21 protein-coding genes are annotated in these 18,859 nt (G+C 41.1%); 7 read left to right on the top strand and 14 right to left on the bottom strand.

Going from position 1 to position 18,859, the window contains the following annotated elements; translation table 11 throughout:
• Window position 1 precedes the first annotated feature (1 nt).
• A complete protein-coding gene (locus tag EW142_RS08770; RefSeq protein WP_130612816.1) occupies window positions 2–856 on the bottom strand; it encodes an AraC family transcriptional regulator in 855 nt (284 codons plus the stop codon).
• A 123-nt stretch (window positions 857–979) separates the two neighbouring features.
• On the opposite strand from EW142_RS08770, the gene EW142_RS08765 reads away from it, so the two are divergent.
• On the top strand, window positions 980–2,125 hold the full coding sequence (locus EW142_RS08765; protein WP_130612813.1) for an MFS transporter: 1,146 nt from the start codon (window positions 980–982) through the stop codon (window positions 2,123–2,125).
• Between the two features lie 4 nt (window positions 2,126–2,129).
• On the opposite strand, the gene EW142_RS08760 is transcribed toward EW142_RS08765, so the two are convergent.
• Entirely contained in the window at window positions 2,130–2,810 is a 681-nt protein-coding gene (locus EW142_RS08760; protein ID WP_130612810.1) for a hypothetical protein, read from the bottom strand.
• 89 nt (window positions 2,811–2,899) lie between these two features.
• On the opposite strand from EW142_RS08760, the gene EW142_RS08755 reads away from it, so the two are divergent.
• From EW142_RS08755 to EW142_RS08740, 4 genes are all read left to right on the top strand, one after another.
• Complete coding sequence (locus EW142_RS08755) at window positions 2,900–3,526, top strand: RNA polymerase sigma factor (protein ID WP_130612807.1); 627 nt, start codon at window positions 2,900–2,902, stop codon at window positions 3,524–3,526.
• Window positions 3,527–3,529: 3 nt separating this feature from the next.
• The gene (locus EW142_RS08750; protein ID WP_130612805.1) at window positions 3,530–3,718 is read left to right on the top strand and encodes a hypothetical protein; all 189 of its coding nucleotides are present in this window, start codon (window positions 3,530–3,532) and stop codon (window positions 3,716–3,718) included.
• A 21-nt stretch (window positions 3,719–3,739) separates the two neighbouring features.
• Complete coding sequence (locus EW142_RS08745) at window positions 3,740–4,567, top strand: mechanosensitive ion channel family protein (RefSeq protein WP_130612802.1); 828 nt, start codon at window positions 3,740–3,742, stop codon at window positions 4,565–4,567.
• An 82-nt stretch (window positions 4,568–4,649) separates the two neighbouring features.
• Window positions 4,650–5,198 (top strand): ClpP family protease, encoded by a 549-nt coding sequence (locus EW142_RS08740; RefSeq protein WP_130612799.1) that lies wholly within the window; start codon window positions 4,650–4,652, stop codon window positions 5,196–5,198.
• Window positions 5,199–5,339: 141 nt separating this feature from the next.
• Here EW142_RS08740 and EW142_RS08735 read toward each other — a convergent pair whose 3' ends face one another.
• The 4 genes from EW142_RS08735 to EW142_RS08720 are packed head-to-tail and all read right to left on the bottom strand — an operon-like array spanning window position 5,340 to window position 8,944.
• On the bottom strand, window positions 5,340–6,872 hold the full coding sequence (locus EW142_RS08735; protein WP_130612796.1) for a cryptochrome/photolyase family protein: 1,533 nt from the start codon (window positions 6,870–6,872) through the stop codon (window positions 5,340–5,342).
• 3 nt (window positions 6,873–6,875) lie between these two features.
• A complete protein-coding gene (locus tag EW142_RS08730) occupies window positions 6,876–8,174 on the bottom strand; it encodes a DASH family cryptochrome (protein ID WP_130612793.1) in 1,299 nt (432 codons plus the stop codon).
• Window positions 8,167–8,310 (bottom strand): DUF2256 domain-containing protein, encoded by a 144-nt coding sequence (locus EW142_RS08725; RefSeq protein WP_130612791.1) that lies wholly within the window; start codon window positions 8,308–8,310, stop codon window positions 8,167–8,169. Before EW142_RS08725 ends, EW142_RS08730 begins: the two co-directional genes overlap by 8 nt.
• A complete protein-coding gene (locus tag EW142_RS08720) occupies window positions 8,291–8,944 on the bottom strand; it encodes a flavin reductase family protein (RefSeq protein WP_130612788.1) in 654 nt (217 codons plus the stop codon). The genes EW142_RS08725 and EW142_RS08720 overlap by 20 nt, the downstream gene beginning before the upstream one ends.
• Before the next feature lie 134 nt (window positions 8,945–9,078).
• Here EW142_RS08720 and EW142_RS08715 point away from each other — a divergent pair, with 134 nt between their 5' ends.
• Entirely contained in the window at window positions 9,079–10,425 is a 1,347-nt protein-coding gene (locus EW142_RS08715; RefSeq protein ID WP_130612785.1) for an FAD-dependent oxidoreductase, read from the top strand.
• On the opposite strand, the gene EW142_RS08710 is transcribed toward EW142_RS08715, so the two are convergent.
• The 3 genes from EW142_RS08710 to EW142_RS08700 all read right to left on the bottom strand — a co-directional run bounded on the left by EW142_RS08710 (window position 10,422) and on the right by EW142_RS08700 (window position 12,758).
• Complete coding sequence (locus tag EW142_RS08710) at window positions 10,422–10,811, bottom strand: DUF4174 domain-containing protein (RefSeq protein WP_130612784.1); 390 nt, start codon at window positions 10,809–10,811, stop codon at window positions 10,422–10,424. The genes EW142_RS08715 and EW142_RS08710 overlap by 4 nt on opposite strands.
• 63 nt (window positions 10,812–10,874) lie before the next feature.
• Window positions 10,875–11,657, bottom strand: coding sequence for a zinc ribbon domain-containing protein (locus EW142_RS08705; RefSeq protein ID WP_130612781.1), 783 nt, complete (start codon window positions 11,655–11,657; stop codon window positions 10,875–10,877).
• A gap of 6 nt (window positions 11,658–11,663) precedes the next feature.
• The gene (locus EW142_RS08700) at window positions 11,664–12,758 is read right to left on the bottom strand and encodes a Nif3-like dinuclear metal center hexameric protein (protein ID WP_130612779.1); all 1,095 of its coding nucleotides are present in this window, start codon (window positions 12,756–12,758) and stop codon (window positions 11,664–11,666) included.
• Between the two features lie 47 nt (window positions 12,759–12,805).
• Here EW142_RS08700 and lpxK point away from each other — a divergent pair, with 47 nt between their 5' ends.
• Window positions 12,806–13,804 carry a tetraacyldisaccharide 4'-kinase gene (gene lpxK, locus EW142_RS08695; protein WP_313790910.1) on the top strand — a complete coding sequence of 333 codons (999 nt, stop codon included), beginning with the start codon at window positions 12,806–12,808 and terminating at the stop codon, window positions 13,802–13,804.
• Here lpxK and EW142_RS08690 read toward each other — a convergent pair.
• The 5 genes from EW142_RS08690 to EW142_RS08670 are packed head-to-tail and all read right to left on the bottom strand — an operon-like array spanning window position 13,801 to window position 18,797.
• On the bottom strand, window positions 13,801–16,017 hold the full coding sequence (locus EW142_RS08690) for a tetratricopeptide repeat-containing hybrid sensor histidine kinase/response regulator (protein ID WP_313790909.1): 2,217 nt from the start codon (window positions 16,015–16,017) through the stop codon (window positions 13,801–13,803). The genes lpxK and EW142_RS08690 overlap by 4 nt on opposite strands.
• Window positions 16,018–16,019: 2 nt before the next feature.
• On the bottom strand, window positions 16,020–17,030 hold the full coding sequence (gene gap, locus EW142_RS08685; RefSeq protein WP_130612773.1) for a type I glyceraldehyde-3-phosphate dehydrogenase: 1,011 nt from the start codon (window positions 17,028–17,030) through the stop codon (window positions 16,020–16,022).
• Window positions 17,031–17,057: 27 nt separating this feature from the next.
• The gene (lipA, locus tag EW142_RS08680; RefSeq protein WP_130612770.1) at window positions 17,058–17,933 is read right to left on the bottom strand and encodes a lipoyl synthase; all 876 of its coding nucleotides are present in this window, start codon (window positions 17,931–17,933) and stop codon (window positions 17,058–17,060) included.
• 60 nt (window positions 17,934–17,993) lie between these two features.
• On the bottom strand, window positions 17,994–18,551 hold the full coding sequence (locus EW142_RS08675) for an RNA polymerase sigma factor (RefSeq protein ID WP_130612767.1): 558 nt from the start codon (window positions 18,549–18,551) through the stop codon (window positions 17,994–17,996).
• Between the two features lie 36 nt (window positions 18,552–18,587).
• Window positions 18,588–18,797, bottom strand: coding sequence for a membrane or secreted protein (locus EW142_RS08670; RefSeq protein WP_130612765.1), 210 nt, complete (start codon window positions 18,795–18,797; stop codon window positions 18,588–18,590).
• Window positions 18,798–18,859 lie beyond the last annotated feature (62 nt).

Raw genomic sequence — 18,859 nt, 5'->3', positions numbered from 1 at the left:
GTTAGCTGTATTTGCCCTTTAGATATTCGGAAGGTGTTTGCCCTTGATACTTTTTAAATTGCCGGGCGAAATAGGAAGGGTCATTAAACCCTGATCGATACATTACTTCCGAAATGGAAGTGTTTTCTTCCCGAAAAAGTTCTACCGCTTTTTCCACTCTAAACTCATTTACAAAACCGATAAAAGTTTTCTGGGTCATACGCTTAAAGAATCTACAAAAGGAATTTGGGGTAAGCCCTATCCGATTGGCGATTTCACTTACAGAGATATTTTGATCGTACCGTTCATTAACATACTCGAAGGTATCTTCCAATCTTTTGATTTCATCCCTTTTGTAAGTGCTCCTTGTGAAAGAGTCAAACAGGGTTTCGTATGGCACATTTTTGGATAGTTCATCGAGCAAATAGAGTAGTTTCACCAAGCTACCTTGTTCATCTAACTTACGGAACTGTAGGAAATCATTTCCCAAGCGGTGATGTACCTCTTCACCAAACAACAATACCTGTTTCGACTTTTCAACTAATTTTTTGATTTTCGTAAGCTCTGGAAATACCTTTATTTTTTCCTCAAGAAATTCTTTTTTGAACTGAACAACAACTTCCAGATTATCTTCTCGGTCCTTGTTTCCAAAGTCCGCATGTGGAATATTACCACCTAAAAACACCAATGCGCCATTGGCATACGACCTTTTCTCAGTTCCTATGCGTAAACTGCCCGAGCCATTTCTCACGAATACTAACTCGTACTCAGGGTGTATGTGCCAGCCTGCAGATCCACAAGAATGGGAATTACTATAGGTCTCCACTTTGAAGGAGGTATTCGCAGCTACATTAACGGTCTCTACCATCGGTCTCATGGGTTAAAATTATCTTTTTTAAACAAATAAGAGGCCATATGGGAATATAATGTCCTTAAACTAGAATAATTTATGCTACAGGTTTATTCTTTTCTATAATTACTTTGTCGCTGTTATATCGCTATGAAATCATTACAACTTATTTTTTCCAATCCCAGGTATTTTGCTCCCGCGTGGGTGTTCGCCAGTTTAAACATCTGGTTTGGAACCTGGGCAGTTTATATTCCATCGGTAAAAGAGAATTTGGGGATCAATAAGGCTGATTTAGGGATTGCCATTTTTTGCCTGTCGCTAGGCGTTTTTACCATTTTTCCATTGGCTTCCACCATCATAAACAAGTTAGGCGTAGGTCGTGCTACTTGGTATGGCGTAGTGTTAAGTAGCGTAGCTGCCCTTTTTCCACTTTTTGTACCGAACTATTATTTACTTATGGGTGCCCTTTTTGTATTTGGAGCTTCTAACGGGCTCACCGATATTTCCATGAATACCTTGGTGACAGAAATTGAAAAGGAGGACAAACAGAATTTTATGTCAGCAGCACATGGCTTTTTTAGTCTGGGCGGTGTGATAGCAGGACTGGGTAGCTTTTTGATTCCCTTGTTCAACAACCCTCCTTTGCACATGTTGTTAACAGTGATTCTTGTTTTTGTGGTCAATTTGTATTTCAAACGGCATTATTATCATATTAAATCGGCTCCCATAGAAAAAGAACCCTTTAGCCTTAAACTTTTCAAACCGCTGTTGTTGTTGGGCTTGGTTGGTTTTGTTGCCATGGGCAGTGAAGGTGCCATTGTGGACTGGAGTGGACTTTATCTTAAGGAGATTACCTTGGCTCCCGAAGCTCTTATCGGAGCAGGATTTTTAGCATTTTCGACGGCCATGACCGTAGGACGATTCTTGGGCGATGGTATAAGCTCACGGATAGGTTCTGTCAATATTGTTGCTTTGGGGTCCGTAATTGCCATAGTGGGCTATGGTACCGTACTTTCTGGTCACACCCTCTTGGCCATTGTCGGCTTTGCCCTTAATGGGTTGGGGTTTTCTGTAATTGTTCCCGAACTATTCCGCATTGGGGGCAATGTCAAAGGTGTAGAGTCTGCTCAAGGCGTAGCTTTTATAGCTGGAACAGGATACTCAGGATTTTTGATAGGCCCTGTTATCCTTGGATTTCTGGCGGAGGAAGCATCATTAAGGCATAGTTTTTATGCCCTATTGGGTTGTGTGATCTTCGTTTTGGCCATTACATTCTTCCTGCGAAAGAAAAAATGACGCTCTAGTTTACCACTTTCAAATTCGTGAAATTCAAATTGAAGACCTCGTCGGCTTTTTTATGGTCTTGGGCCAATACCAAACCTTCGAGCTCCACATAATTTTCCCAAGAGGTGGTCATTGAAGGCTCTTGTTGATTGCTCTTTCGAAATACCCACTCACGGATTATATGGTCGTTATTGAAGTAAAAGTCATACGCATCACCTGGCGTATAGCCGCCCTCATTACCGTAAACAATGGTCAATTTCTGCATGGTTTTTTTGCTGATGGGTGCGGTAGCATTCTCAACATAGGTATGCTCAAAATTCTTTTGATCCCAAATCAGATTGAAAGGAGCCAGTACCCAATAACGATCATTGATAAAACCTGCATTGGCCTTAAAAGCAATGCTGTCCATGTCACTCCTCGCATAGGTAATGGTATCCTTGGAATTCATGGCAGTAACTTCGTTCAATTTAGGCTTCCAAACCCAACTGCGTTCAAAATGTGAACTGTCTCGATCTACATTGAATGTAAAATGAAATTCCTTTACAGAGTTCCAATTTTGAAAGCCATGCGCATCCGCAATTTTTTCCAAAACGGATTTTTCCTCCTTGATTTCTGAGGCTGTTTCTTTTTTTGGTTCGGTCTTGCATCCAAAAATGAGGATGGTGAAAAGGCAAATAACGCTTAGGAATGGTTTCATGTTTGAATTTTGATTCAAAGATACCTTGTTTTCACTTATCTTGGGGAAGGTATAAGCCAAGAACTAACCACCAATAACAAGCGTATCCAGTGACTTTTTTAAAGAGGCTGTTTCTCATTCTTATAAATAACCTTGATAAAGCATCATTGGAGGAGAATGACCCGTATTCCAGCCTTTCGGATGAGCAATTGGTAGCTCAAATTGTTGCAAACAATAATCCAATGCTATTTGGAAAGTTGTACGACCGCTATGCGAAGATGGTCTACAACAAATGCTATGGCTTTGCCAAATCGGATGATGAGGCGGAAGATTTGACGCAAGACGTATTTCTACAGCTTTTCATAAAGCTTAAAATGTTCAAGGGAAAATCAAAATTTTCTACTTGGCTGTATTCGTTTACGTACAATTTCTGTGTCAATTATGTCAACAGGAACAAGCAACGAAAAATGAGCGACAAGTCGGTTCCCATGGAGAACACCGAGTACAAGCTTTCCGAAGAAGTGCCTGACGAGAGCCTGTTTGAAATGAAGGCCAAAAAATTAAAGAAGGCATTGGACCTTATTACCGCGGAAGACAAATCCATTTTGTTGCTGAAGTATCAAGATGGGGCAAGCATAAAAGACCTTGAGACACTGCTCGAAATTGGAGAAAGTGCTGTAAAAATGCGCTTAAAACGTGCTAAAGAAAGATTGATGGAAACCTATAAAACCCTGTAGACCATGGCAAAAAAGATGAAAAATCCTTTTAAAGAATTGGAAGCTTCTTTGCGGGAAGTTCCCCCAGGGATGAAGAAAAAAGTAATGAACGATATCGCAGCGGCCAAGCTTATCATGGATTTGGGTTCCCTGTTCTCGTTCAATATCGGTTCTGCGCTTCGCAGGCTATTTAAAACACTTGGCAATAATTAAAACAACACTAAAACGATACAAATGGAAACGATAAACGAATGGAAAGACCTGACCTTTAATTCCCTGATAACCATGGGAAGGGATATTGCATCTGCCTTGCCTAAAATCATTGGTGCCCTCATTGTACTGATCATTGGCTGGCTGGTTACCAAAATCATCCTTTTTGTTTTGGGAAAGATTTTGAAATTGGCCAAAATGGATACCCTCAGTGATAAGATCAATGAAATGAATCTTTTCGGCAAAGGCGATTTTAAGTTTGATATCATAAAAATCATCTTGGGGTTTGTAAAATGGCTCTTGCTTTTGGTTTTCCTGATCGTGGCCGCAGACATTTTAAGCTGGGAAATCATTTCCACCGAAATTGGAAACCTTCTGCGCTATCTGCCCCGATTGTTCAGTGCCTTGGCCCTTATGATGATTGGGCTTTATGTGGGTAACTTTGTTAAGACCACAGTGAAAAGGCTTTTTGACAGTCTTGAGTTTTCGGGGTCCAATGTGGTCAGCAACTTGTTGTTTTACATCATTGTCATCTTTATTTCCATCACGGCCTTGAATCAAGCAGGGATAGACACCACAATAATTACCAACAATATTACTATGATCTTGGGGGCTTTTTTGTTAGCCTTCGCCCTCGGCTTGGGCTTGGGATCTCGTGATGTGATCACCGATATGTTGCGGTCTTTTTACACCCGAAGAACGTATGCTGTTGGAGATAAGGTGGTTATCGGTGAATATTCTGGGACCATTGAGGCCATCGAAAACAATAGCCTTACTTTGGTCACCAAGTCTGGAAAATATGTGATTCCCATAAAGGATGTAGTCTCTGAAAAGGTGGAAATCAAGTCTTAAGGGTTTTTAACCGAACAACTGGAGATGATGACCCATAAATCCTTTGAATTTGATTAATTTTGAAACTTTCAACAAACAAAAAATGAGTTCAAAAAAAGGAAAAGTCAACGAATTGGTCCAAGAGAAATTATTGGAGGAACGCAAAGTGTTTTTATGGGGAATGGTGGATGACGATTCGGCAAAACATGTAATCGACCGCTTGTTGTATTTAGATATTCAAAGCAATGACGAAATACAGCTGATCATTAACAGCCCTGGAGGCTATGTTACTTCCGGATTTGCAATCTATGATACCATTAAGCAAATCAAAAGCCCAGTTTCAACCGTTTGTTCCGGCTTGGCGGCATCTATGGGTTCTATTTTGTTATCCGTAGGTGAAAAGGGGAGACGTTTTATCCAGCCCCATGCACGAGTAATGATTCATCAGCCCAGTGGTGGTGCCCAGGGCCAAGCTTCGAATATTGAGATTCAGGCCAGGGAAATCATCAAGACCAAAGATTTGGGTGCTAAAATTTTGGCTGAAAACTGTGGACAGACCTATGAAAAGGTAATGAAAGATTTTGATAGGGATTACTGGATGGGTGCTGAGGAATCTGTTGAATACGGAATCGTTGACGGGATTTTAGAATAGAAGAATTTCTTTTAAAAGGGAAAAAGTCCTTCGTATGAACTACGAAGGACTTTCTGCATATATATGGACGCCGAAGCGGAATATTCATAATATATACGGCAACAACAGTACCAAAAGTTCAAGGTTTTATGTTAAAAAGTGCTAAAACTGCTCTGGATGTTCTATTATCTCCTTGGCACGCTGTTTTAAGGCCGATAATTCTTTCGGGTTTTTCTTTTTAAGGAGGTTCAACATCATCGTCATTCGTTGGTTATCCTGAAAATAGGATTTTTTCTCATCCAAGAAGTTCCAATACAATGCATTGAAGGGACAAGCCGTGTCCCCGATTTTTTCAGAATGCTTATAGTGACATCCTTGGCAATAGTTTCCCATTTTATTGATGTAGTTCGCACTGCTTACGTAAGGTTTTGTGGCTACGATTCCTCCATCCGCAAATTGACTCATTCCTCGGGTATTGGTGATTTCCACCCATTCGATGGCATCAATGTATACACCCAAATACCATTCATCTACTTCATCTGGGTGTATTTGGGTGAGCAAAGCATAATTTCCAATAATCATCAATCGTTGAATGTGATGGGAGTACGCCTCGTCCAAGCTTTGCGATATGGAGTGCTTCAGGCAGTTCATTTTGGTATTCCCTGTCCAAAAGAAATCAGGTAAAGGGTTTTGATTGTCAAGCTCGTTGAGTTCTTTGTAAGCAGGCATTTCTTTCCAGTAAATACCCCTCATATATTCGCGCCATCCTAAAATCTGTCTTACAAAACCTTCCACCTGGGAGATATGGATGTCAGAGGTGTTTTTATAATAATATTCCAAAACGGTGTCCACAACTTGTTTGGGGGATAGCATTTTACTGTTCATCGCAAAGGACAATCGGGAGTGGAACAAGAACTTTTCATCCGTGTGAAACGCATCTTGATAATCACCAAAATGTACAAGAAGCTTTTCACAGAAATACTCCAATAGCTTTTTGCACTCTTCTTCAGTAACAGGCCAATTAAAAGTTTTGGGGTCAATGTTCCCAAATGTAGTTACCCCTGCGTCTTTTATTTTTTCAAGGATATTAGTTACTTCCTTTTTTAAGTTCAATTCCTTTGGAATGGCAGGATCGCCCTTCCATTTTTTACGGTTGCTTTGGTCAAAATTCCATTTACCGCCATCCGGTTGCCCGTTTACCATCATGATGTCATGCTTTTTGCGCATCATGCGATAAAAATTTTCCATGATGAGCTGCTTTTTGCCTTGGAAGAAATCCCTCAATTCATATCGACCTGTGTAAAAATGTTCCGTGTCAAACGCTTCAGAGGAAATATCTAAGGAACCACATATGTTGGATAACTGTCCATCTAAACGATATTCATCTGGGAGTTGGTATTCGAATTTTTCTATAGCATGTTTGGAAATTAGATTCTTAACGATTCGATTTAAATCTTGTGGATTTTCAGAATCACCTATTTCAAAATAGATTACCTGATGTCCTTTTTCCCGAAGTGATTGCGCAAAATTCCGCATGGCAAGAAAAAACCCTACTACCTTTTGAACATGATGCTTCACGTAATCTGTTTCTTGGCGCATTTCTGCCATCACATAGATTACGGCATCATCTGTATGGGCATACCAACTATGGTGCAAATTCAATTGGTCCCCTAAAACTAGTCGCAGTGTTTTCATTTTTTAAAAAAGTGTTTCTTGCAACCAAAGGTTTTGGAACTTGCTGTTGGCGTCATACATATCCGCTTGCCGTTTAATGTTGAACTTCCGGTCTCTGGGGTCGTTGCCCACCCCACTATTGTACATCCAATTGCCCCAATTACTGTGAACGTCATAATCAATGAGCATGGATTCAAAATAGGCAGCACCGATGCGCCAATCCTGTTCAAGCTCCTTGGCCCAATAGCTGGCCACATTTTGACGTCCCCGATTGCTCATCCAGCCGGTTTCCCTAAGCTCTATCATGTTGGCATTGACAAAAGCTTCCGAGGTGTTGCCATTAATCCATGGGTTTAGCAGTTTTTCATCTTGGCCCCATGCATATTCTTTATTTAAGATTCCACCTATTTTGAAAATTTGATTTCCATATTTCATGGAAACGTACTTGAAGTAATCCCGCCATATAAGCTCAAAAATTAACCAGTAGGTATCTTGATTTTTCTTGATTTCCTTTTCAAAACGGTTTACCTCCCAATAAACTGTGCGTGCGGAAATACTGCCATTGGCCAACCAAGGTGAGAATTTGGAACTGTAGTCCGTACCCACAAGTCCGTTGCGTGTTTTTTTGTAATACGCCAGCTTTTTGGTTTCCCAAAAGTAGTTTTGAAGTCGGTTCAACGCCTCATTTTCGCCTCCTTTGAAGGGAAAGGCGCTTCGGGGGTCAGTTACAAAAGTTTGAAGGCCCAACTCGGCTAATGTGGGAAGACATGTAGGATTCTCAATTTGATTTTCTATTGGTTTTGCCGTAGGTTCTGGAAGGCTGGGGCGTACAACGACCATTTTTTCACACTTTTTCCTGAATTGCGTGAACACATTTGGTATTGCCTGAAAGGAGGCATATGGAATATCCAAAGGATGGAACAAAAACTGGTCATAGGTTTCAACAATGGAAATATTTCGGTGAAGTCGACCTTTGACCAAATTCAAGACCTTGGTTTCCTCGCTGGTCCATTCTTTTTGCAAATACAGACTGCCTATACGATGCTTTTCAATTAAATTAGGGAGGATGTCCTCAGGTTTGGCATGATAAGTAAGTAGGGTGATGTTCAGTTTTTTGAGATTTTCTTGCAGTTGGGCGACGGTTTCCAGCAAGAACTTTGCCCTAAACCTTTCCATTTTTTTGAAACCGAAGGCATCCATGGCATACTGCCTTGGGTCGAAAAAATAAACGGCAATTACCTTATCTGCTTTTAAAGCTTCCGAAAGACTGTTGTTGTCAGCTACTCTTAAATCATTTCTGAACCAGACTAGACTGTTATGCATGTTGTTTTGATTTTCTACAGCGTTCACTACAATGTTTTACTTCTTCCCAGTTGCGTTTCCATTTTTTGCGCCACACAAATGGCTTCTCGCAGATTGCACATATTTTGGTGGGTAGATTAACCTTCTTGTGGGCCATCGAGAATGGATTTTTGTGTCAGATTGGGTCGAGCATAGGCCAAACGGTCTTCGAGCTCGGGTAAAGCATATCCGTCTATCCCGACGACGGACATTATTTTCGCTCTATCCAATTGAGCCCAATGGTCCTCATGCAAAAGTCCTGGGACCACGTATATATGCTCAACGGCACCCACCATTAGAATGCAACCGTTTTCTTTGATTTCATATTCGTTTACATAGCGACACCCTATTTGAATAGGGCTTTGCTGAACGTAGGGTGCTTCAAAACCATCTTTATAGCTTTCCGTAAATGAAGTCATGGAAAATTCCGATTCGTTTTCGGGATATTTGGCTGAAGTATGATGGGCCTCACGATACATTTCCTGAGTGATGGCATTAACCGTGAAGCACGAGGTCGCCTTCAGGTTGTCATAGGTATGGCGCCTAATCGTTAAGGGGCGAAGTACAAAACCGAGAAGGGCCGGATTACTTCCCAAATGTATTACAGAGTTAAAAATAGCAAGGTTGGTGGTCCCTTGAGGAGTACGTGTAGCTATGAGATTGGCCGATTTATATCCCGTAATGGTGTTGATAAGATTGGCCCGTTGACGTGATGGCAGGTGCTCTAAAGAGTGTTGGGAGAAGTAATTCATATTTTGTTTAACAAATTTACATAAAAGATAAACAAAATTAAATTCTTAGTGTATAAGGATTGTTGGAAAAACTTTGTTCAGGGTTTAATTGTTTATTTTAGCTTCTCAACAACAAATTGACCTCAAGTCATTTCATGGCGCAAACTGCAAAAAATATTGCCATCATCGGTTCGGGATTGGTGGGTTCACTTTTAGCCATTTATTTAAAAAAACGGGGACATGCGGTTACAATTTTTGATCGCAGACCAGATATCAGAACGGTTCAGTTTTCGGGCCGTTCCATTAATCTGGCCATGAGCAATAGGGGCTGGAAGGCTCTCCGGAGAGTGGGTTTGGAGGATGAAATCAAGAAAATTGCCATTCCATTGGAAAAGAGGGCCATGCATGTGAATGATAAACCTGTGTACTTCCAAAATTACGGTAAGGAAGGAGAAGCCATTTGGTCCATTTCCCGTGGAGTTTTGAATCGAAAAATGATTGATTTGGCAGAGGAGGCTGGAGCGGTATTCCGGTTTAATGAAAAGGTCTGGGATGTTGATTTACCCGAAACTAAGGTCTACACTGGGGAAACTGAAAAAAGTGAATGGAAAGAATATCAATTTGACCTCATTTTTGGTTGTGACGGTGCCTTTTCCCGAGTTCGCCATAAAATGCAAAGGCGCAGTAGGTTCAACTATTCCCAGCATTTTATCAATGTTGGCTATAAGGAGCTGACCATTCCCGCAAATGTGGATGGAAGGCATAAACTTGACAAAAACTCTTTTCACATTTGGCCTCGCGGACAATTCATGCTGATTGCCATGCCCAATTTGGATGGAAGTTTTACCTGCACCCTTTTTATGCCTTTTGAAGGAGAGGTTTCCTTTGAAAATATCACTACGGAAAAAGAGGCAAAAGCATTTTTCAAGTCGTATTTCCCCAATGTACGCAAGGAAATCGAAAATTTAACCGAGGATTTTTTTAAAAACCCGACCAGTGCCATGGTGACCATGAAGTGTTACCCATGGACCTATTGGAACAAAGTTGCCTTGGTTGGGGACTCTGCACACGCCATTGTTCCCTTTTACGGTCAAGGTATGAATGCGGGCTTTGAAGACATTTACGCACTGGACCAATTGATTGAATCGAACGGGGATGATTGGGAAGCTATTTTTGAAGCCTACCAAATACAGCGTAAACCTAATGCAGATGCCATTGCCGAGTTGAGCTACCGGAATTTTATGGAAATGAGCAGCAAAACGGCCGACCCCATGTTTCTCCTTCAAAAAAAGATTGAAAAAAGATTTGCAGAGCGACATCCAGAGAAGTGGGTTCCGGTGTACAGCCGGGTAACATTTTCAGAAAGGCCGTATGCAGAAGCTTTGGCCATTGGTGACAAACAGGAAGCCATAATGCAAGAGGTAATGCGACTACCCAATATTGAGACCATTTGGGATTCAGAAGTAGTGGAGCAAAAAATGGTACAATTGTTATCTCGTTAATTGCCCTTTTTTCTTCGCATTTCCGCTTTCCGCATTGGCATACCATCCACAATTTCAAACAGTTTAGACGGTTCTACGATAAAGGGATAACGGGCTTTTATGCCTCCGTCCTTACCAATCAAAAGGACACCTTCGAAATTGTTCGAAATGCTAAATTCGCCGAGTGCTTCTGATTTTGCGCTTGTTCTCAAAACAAGCATGTCCCGGTCCTTCATTCTTTCCTTTTCTTGATCTAACAAGTCAAGCTGCACTTTGGGTATTGAGTCATTAAAGTCCTTACTGACCAAAACGACCAACCTCTTTTTCCATCGGTATTTGAGCATCCCTTCTTGTGCATGGGATGTAAGCATAAACATGAAAATCATCAAAACTGGAAACCTTTTCATGTTACAAAGAAAATAAAAAAGCCACCTCTTAAGGGTGGCTTGCGGTATGAGTAACTGAATTCGTTAGATTTTGGAGAAAAGCCCTTGCATTTTTTCTTGCTCTTCTTCGGCAAGCATGGGGTCTACCAAAATTCTTCCACTATGTTCGTCAGTGATAATTTTTTTTCTGGATGCAATTTCTGCCTGAACCTGAGGTGGAATAGTAAAGAAGGATCCTCCAGAAGCTCCTCTTTCAACAGGAACAACGGCCAAACCATTTTTTACGTTGTTGCGAATCCGCTTGTAAGCATGGATTAGTCTTTCCTCAATTTTCTCTTCAAACTCCTCTGATTTTTTGAGAAGCGCTTTTTCTTCCTTTTCGGTTTCAGCCAAAATGGCATCAAGCTCACCTTTTTTGTGTTTAAGGTGATTTTCTCGCTCAGAAAGTTTTTCCTTGGTGTCAGCAACGACCTCTTTTTTCTGGTCGATTTGCGCTTTGAACTCCTTGATGTTCTTTTCAGCAAGTTGTATTTCGAGCTCTTGAAACTCAACTTCCTTGCTCAAGGAATTAAATTCGCGGCTGTTGCGTACATTCTTTTGCTGCTCAGAATATTTTTTGATGAGCCCTTTGGACTCTTCAATAAGGTTTTTCTTGGCGGCAATTTCAAAATTTATGGTTTCTACATCAGTCTTTAACTTATCCATACGAGTTTTAAGACCCAACACTTCATCCTCCAAATCTTGAACCTCCAAAGGGAGTTCGCCCCTTACATTTCTTATTTCATCAACCCGGGAATCAATAAGTTGTAAATCGTATAGTGCTCTTAACTTTTCCTCAACGGTAATGCTGTCGTTTTTCGTCGCCATAAATTTTTATAAATACTTGATGGGATTCGTTATACTTTCCGATAACGCGACTGCAAAATTAGTAATTTTTTTTCTAAGATGGTCAACCAATAGGTCTTTTGTAAACTGCTCAGATTCAAAGTGTCCAATATCCGCAAGAAGCAATTCTTTTTCTGCTTGAAAGAAATCATGGTATTTTAGGTCTGCGGTTAAGAATACATCCGCTTTGGCCCGCTTTGCAGCTGAAATGGCGAACGCACCACTTCCTCCAAGTACGGCCACTTTTTTAACCGTTTTGCCCTGAAATTCAGAGTGTCGGATAGTTGGTGTGCCCATTTTTTGTTTCACCAGCTCCAGGAAAGCCTTTTCCTCCATTTCTTTCGGGAGACTGCCTAGCATTCCCATACCAATATCCTGATTTTGGTTATCCAGGGTAAAAATCTCATAGGCAACCTCCTCATAAGGGTGATTTTTGAACAAAGCCTGTAAAATGTTCTTCTCCTTTTCAAAGGAGAAGACAACATTGATTTGGGCTTCATCCTCATAGTGGGTTTGGCCAATGGCTCCCACGGTGGGATTGGCTCCCTCAGTAGCCTTGAAGCTACCTATGCCCTCGGTGGTAAAACTACAATGGTCATATTTCCCAATGGCCCCAGCTCCAGCGTTGAAGAGCACTTCTTTTAGAGCATTGGCTTGATCTTTGGGGACATAGGTGGTCAACTTTTTGAGGGTCCTCTTTTTTGGAATCAAAATCGTTGGATTTTGAATGCCCAGTACTTCACATATTTTGGCATTAACTCCCAGAGGACTGTTATCCAAAGCGGTATGCATACTGTATATGGAAATACCATTGGATATAGCCTTCATTACTACCCGTTCAACATAGGTGGAGCCTGTAAGCTTCTTAAGGCCTTTAAAAATAATGGGATGAAAGCTTATTACCAGATTACACTCTTTCCGAATAGCTTCATCGATAACATTCTCCAAAGTGTCCAATGTCACCAAAACCCCGGTTACAGTCGTATGGGGGTCACCAACTAAAAGACCTGTATTGTCAAAATCCTCGGCATGGGCCAATGGGGCAAGTTCTTCTAAAATTCGGGCGATATCCTTTACTTTCATGAGTGAATTCTAAATTGGGCTAAAGATAAAATATATATTTTCGCCCTATGTTGCGTATTCTTCGAATAATTGCTTTTCCCATATCCTTGATTTACGCGATAGCCGTAATAGCGCGCAATTTCTTGTATGATATCCGGTTTTTTAAATCCAAAAGCTTCGATACGCCAATAGTTTGTGTTGGGAATTTGAGTGTTGGGGGCACGGGAAAAACCCCTATGATCGAATATTTGGTCAGACTTCTTGAGGGGTATAAGGTGGCTATCTTAAGCAGGGGGTACAAGCGTAAATCCAAAGGTTTCCTAATGGCGGACAAGAATTCAAACGCGCAGGATTTGGGCGACGAGCCCTTTCAGATGTACAACAAGTTCCCCGAAATTACCCTTGCTGTTGATGCCAATCGGATCAACGGAATTAAAAATCTTGAAAAGTTGGTGCAGCCCCAGCTGGTTCTATTGGATGATGCCTTTCAACATCGAAAAGTGCAACCGACCCTTTCCATCTTATTGACCACTTTTGGAAAGTTGTATAAAGACGATTGGTATCTCCCAACGGGAGATTTAAGAGATAGTAAGCGGGAGGCAAAACGGGCGAATCTGATTGTAGTGACCAAATGCCCTGATGACCTATCCGAAGAAAACAAAGAAAGAATCACCAAAAAGCTTAGTCCCCGACCAAATCAGAAGGTGTTGTTCAGTCATTTTTCTTATGCTCCAAGCTTAAAGAGTGGTTCAGGGAAAACTCTTGATTGGAACCAACTTTTGGAAAAGAAGGTCGCGGTAGTAACCGGAATTGCCAACCCGGAACCGTTCATCGCCCATCTGAAATCAAAAGATTTCCAATTTCAGCATCTTGAGTATGGTGATCATCATGATTTTAGCACAAGGGAGTTAGAGCGGTTGAAAGCTTTTGATATGGTGGTGACTACGGAAAAAGACTATGTTCGTATGAAAGGAAAACTCCAAAATCTTTATTATTTAGAGGTAGAACATGAATTTTCCAAAAGTGATGAAAGCGTATTGCGGGAGGAACTATGGAATCTTCTCTAAACTAACCCCTCGGTCTTTTTCTTGAAGATATTCTGCCCGATTTTCTGATAAAAAACTTCTGGTTTAAAAGGCTTGGTGACCACATCGTTACAACCGGCTTGATAGAAATTGTCCAAACTATCATCCAAAGAAATGGCCGTTAGGGCAATAATCGGGATTTCTTCGTCGAACTTACGTATTTGTCTTGTGGCTTCTTCACCGCTAATTCCGGGCATATGGATGTCCATAAGAATCGCATCATACGTATTGGCTTTGGCCAAATCAATGGCTTCGTTACCATTGTTGGCTATATCGCAGGTAATTTCCTTTTTGTTCAACATTTTTTTGGTGATCACCTGATTGATTTTGTTATCCTCAACCACCAAAACATGCAGTCCTTTAAAGTCGAACTCCTCGGGGTCAAGCTCAAACGCCACGCTTTGCAAAGCCTCACTGTCGCATCGTAGATCCATTTCAAAAAAGAAAGAACTACCGTGGCCCAATTCACTTTCCAAATGAATTTTACTGTCGAACAATCCCAGAAGACTTTTTACAATGGTCAATCCAAGTCCGGTTCCACCGTATTCGCGGTTGATCTGAACGGAACCTTGTTCAAAACTGTCAAAGATATTTTTTTGCTGCTCCTCAGAAATTCCAATTCCGTTGTCCTTAACTTCAAAATACAGCTTTACCTCTTCTTCTTCTTTTCGCAAGAGTTTGGCAATGACCTCTACCTTACCATTTTTTGTGAATTTTAGGGCGTTACCTACAAGATTCATGAATATCTGGGAAAGCTTAATAGGGTCACCCAGTAATTGGGACGGAATATTGGGGTCATAGTCCAATATCAGGCTAGTACTGTTTTCATTGGCATTTTGCTGAAGGGAATCCACCACATCGGTAAGTACCTTTTGAAGCTTGAACTCAATATTCAGGGGTTCCAGCTTATCAGCATCAATTTTATTGATTTGAAGAATATCGTTGATAAAGTTTAGCAGGTAATCTCCTGAAAACTTTAAGGATTTAAGATGCTCTTTTTGATGGTTCGAAGGGTTCTCTTCCAGTAAAAGGTGCGTTAGACCCGTAACCGCATACAGTGGAGTTCTTAGCTCATGGGTAACCGTGGATAAAAAGTTCGTCTTGGCCTCCATAGCGGATACTGCAGCATCGCGAGCCAACTCCAATTCCTTATTTTTTGTGTATAGAAGGTCGTTGGTCTTGAGCTTTATCTGGTTGTTTCTAAAAAGGGATACAGCCAAAAGCGAAATGATGGTCAAAAAAGCCGAGGTTAAAATCGCAGTGATTTCGGACCGGTTCTTTGATTCGCTCAACTCTTCGTTTTTAGCGGTGAGTTTGTTAATTTCATTCATTTGATGATCAAAACGAATTCTATCCGCCGTCTTGTTTTCCAATTTTACCTTCTCAATATTAAAAATGGAATCCTTTATTTTCTCAAGGTTCTTTTTGTAGAAAAGGGACTCGTTAAAGTTGCCTGTTTTTTCGTAAATAACGGAAAGCAGCTGATTCGCGATTTTACTTTCCTTTGAGAATTTATGCTTTTGGCTCAGCTCCAATGCCGCTTTACCATGTATGATGGCGTCTTCAAGGTCATCAAGGCTAATGCTTATTTGGGCAAGCTGTAGGTTCGCCTTCGTAGCCAAATAAGGCCTTTCTTTATCGTCAGAGTTGACAATGAGTGCGTTTAGGTTGGTGGCTGCATCCTCATACTTTTCGATATTGGTAAAGATGTAACCTTCCAACAATAGGATGTTATTACCGAGATTCCGGTTATTGCTCAAGGTTCTTGATTCCTCCAACAGTTTTAATGACTGAAAATAGTTTCCTTCGTCAAAACGGAGGGCAGCTTCTAAATATTTGTGAAAAGCCTCTCCAAAGGGATAAGACAGGTCTTTTAAAAGAATACTGGCACGGTCCCAATAGAATATTGCCGTTTCACGGTCTCCTTCTTCAAGAAAAATTCGGGCATATTGGTGATAGGTGTCGAGGAGCAGTTTTGCATCCTCATTGCTTTCCGCTATTTCAGCGGCCTCATTTAGCGTTTCCAGGGCTAGGTCGACCTGGTTCTGGTGCCTAAATTGAATGTAGGAGTCAAAAATGGACTGAACTTTGGCGGTAGAACTCACATCATCTTGGGCAAAAGTAACTTGTGCGTACAGAAAACTGCACAGCAGAATTAACATTTTGCCGCTAAGGCGTAGATGTAATAAGTTCAAGGTCAAACGTATTTCTTCTTAATAAGCAAAGCTATTAAATCAATTAATCTGGAGCAATATCCAGTTTCATTATCGTACCACCCTATTATTTTGACCATTTTTCCAATAACAGAGGTCATCAATGAATCAAACGTACAAGAATGACAACTATTGTTTATATCGATGGAAACTATAGGGTCTTCCGTATAGCTCAAAATACCATTTAAATCGGTATTGGCCCGTTTTTTAAATTCTTTATTTACTTCTTCTATTGATGTGTCTTTCTTGACGTTAAAGGTGATATCCGTCAAGGAGCCGTTGGGAACAGGTACTCTGATGCCACAACCTCCAATTGCTTCTGATAATTCTGGGAATATTTTGGTCAAAGCTTTGGCTGCCCCCGTAGTGGTTGGAATAATGGATTGTGAAGCAGCTCTGGACCGACGTAAATCCCGGTGAGGGTGGTCATGTAGGCTTTGATCCGAGGTATAGGAATGAATTGTAGTGATATAGGCCTGTTCTATACCGCACAACTCGTTGATAACCCTAATCATGGGTGCTGCGTTATTGGTTGTACATGAGGCGTTGGAAATAATATCGTCGGATTCTGAGAGTGTTTCTTCATTAACCCCCAACACTACCATTTTGATGTTTTCATCTTCTGGAGGAACGGATAAGATCACTTTTTTGGCTCCATTTCTGATGTGATATTGTAAATCTTCCCTGGATTTGAATTTTCCAGAAGCCTCGATAACGATGTCCACTCCATAATCGCTCCAAGAAATATCTTTGGGGTGAACATGGTTCAAGACCTTCGTACGTCGGCCACCCACTTCAATTTCATCTTCCAAAATATTGACTTTTCCGGGGAAAACACCGTGAATGCTATCATATTTTAACAAATGGCCCAAAGTTTGGGCGTCGGTGACGTCATTTACCGCAACAATATTGACATCGTCGTGATTTTGGAGTAATCGAAACAGCGTTCGGCCGATACGTCCGAAGCCATTTATACCCAGATTCACTTGTTTCATACCTTTAGGGTAAAGTTGGAATGGAAGTTAATGAATGTGCTTATGGGCCTTATAGGAAGAACGCACTAAGGCACCACTTTCTACATGTCGGAATCCCATTTCAAGCCCTATTTCCCCATATTTTTTAAACTGCTCAGGTAGTATGAACTCCTTTACGGGCAAATGTTTTTTGGAAGGCTGAAGATATTGGCCAATGGTCACCACATCTACATCTGCTTTCCGCAAGTCTTCCATTGTGGCAATGACCTCTTCTTCTAGCTCACCCAAGCCTAGCATGATACCAGATTTGGTCCTATTTGCCCCGTTTTTCTTTAAATAATTCAAAACAGCAAGACTGCGATCATATTTCGCTTGAATTCTTACCTCACGGGTAAGCCTTCGTACGGTTTCCATATTATGGGAAATTACTTCAGGAGCTACTTCAAGGATTCGGTCCAAGTGAGATTCAATTCCTTGAAAATCAGGAATCAAAGTCTCAAGAGTAGTTTCGGGATTCATTCTTCGAATGGCTTTTACAGTTTCCGCCCAAATGATGGAACCCATATCCTTTAAATCGTCTCTGTCGACCGAGGTGACAACGGCATGTTTGATCCCCATTATTTTTATGGAGCGGGCCACTTTTTCTGGTTCTGCCCAGTCCACACTTTCCGGTCTGCCGGTTTTGACGCCACAGAATCCACAGGAACGGGTGCAAACGTTACCCAAAATCATAAACGTAGCGGTTCCTTCGCCCCAGCATTCCCCCATATTGGGGCAACTGCCTGAAGTGCAGATGGTATGAAGGTCATATTTGTCGACAAGACCTCTTAACTGGGTATATTTTTTACCAGTGGGAAGTTTAACACGTAACCATTTCGGTTTGCCTTTGGGAGGTGCAACACTTTCAACCGCTGTTGTGCTCATATCAATTTTTTGAGGTACAAAGATACGAAACTGCGTATGAAACCGATTGCTGGTGAAATGTCACTTTTCGGCAATGATTTTGGCCAATAATTTCTTGGCTCTCAGTAGTTTGACCTTTACATTGTTCACGGGCTCATTAAGCTCATTCGCAATTTCTGCATAGCTCAATTCATTAAAATAACGAAGATTGATGACCTTTTGATAGTGCGGTTTCAGTTTTTTAATGTCTTGAAGAAGGTTGGCCAGATTTTGTTCGGTGATCAGCTGGTCCTCGGCTGATGGCGTCTCATCAAGTACTTTTTTCACGGCATCTCCATGGGTGTCCATTTCATCCAGAACACTTCGCTTTCTTTTTCGGATAAGATCGACATGAAGATTTTTCGATATCGTAATTAGCCATGTTCGAAACTCGTAGGATTCGTCGTAAGTTGAAATTCTATCAAAAGCTTTCGAAAAGGTGCGTATGGTGATATCCTCAGCATCGTTTTCATTCTTAGTTCGAAGAAGCTGAAAACCGTAAACGTCGTTCCAAAAAGTGTCGAGGAGAAAGCTAAAGGCAATCTGGTTTCCTTCCTTTGCTTTTCTAATATTTTCTAAAATGGAATCGGGTTTTTCCAAAAAAAAAGATTAACCTGAATTATTCATCTGAAGTCACTACTGCAATTCTGTCACGGAATCCCTTTTGCAATCCTGTTCAGTTGGGAGTTTGCCACAAAATCCACAGGCCTCACCGTCTTGGTTTAAATACGGATTTTGACTGGCACAGGTACCAGCAAACTTACCGTCCTTTTTTGACCAAATTTTTATGGCTATACCGGCAAAAGCAATCCCAAGCAACCCAATTGTAAGTAGTGCAAGTTTCATATACAGGTTTTGTGCAAAAGTACAAAATATGAACCTAAGCTAAATGGGGTTTAATGTAACTT

This window comes from Flagellimonas allohymeniacidonis, assembly GCF_004296335.1.
Classification (GTDB): Bacteria; Bacteroidota; Bacteroidia; order Flavobacteriales; family Flavobacteriaceae; genus Flagellimonas; species Flagellimonas allohymeniacidonis.
Note: the sequence above shows the minus strand (reverse complement) of the source record. Positions and strands in the feature narration are given on the sequence as shown.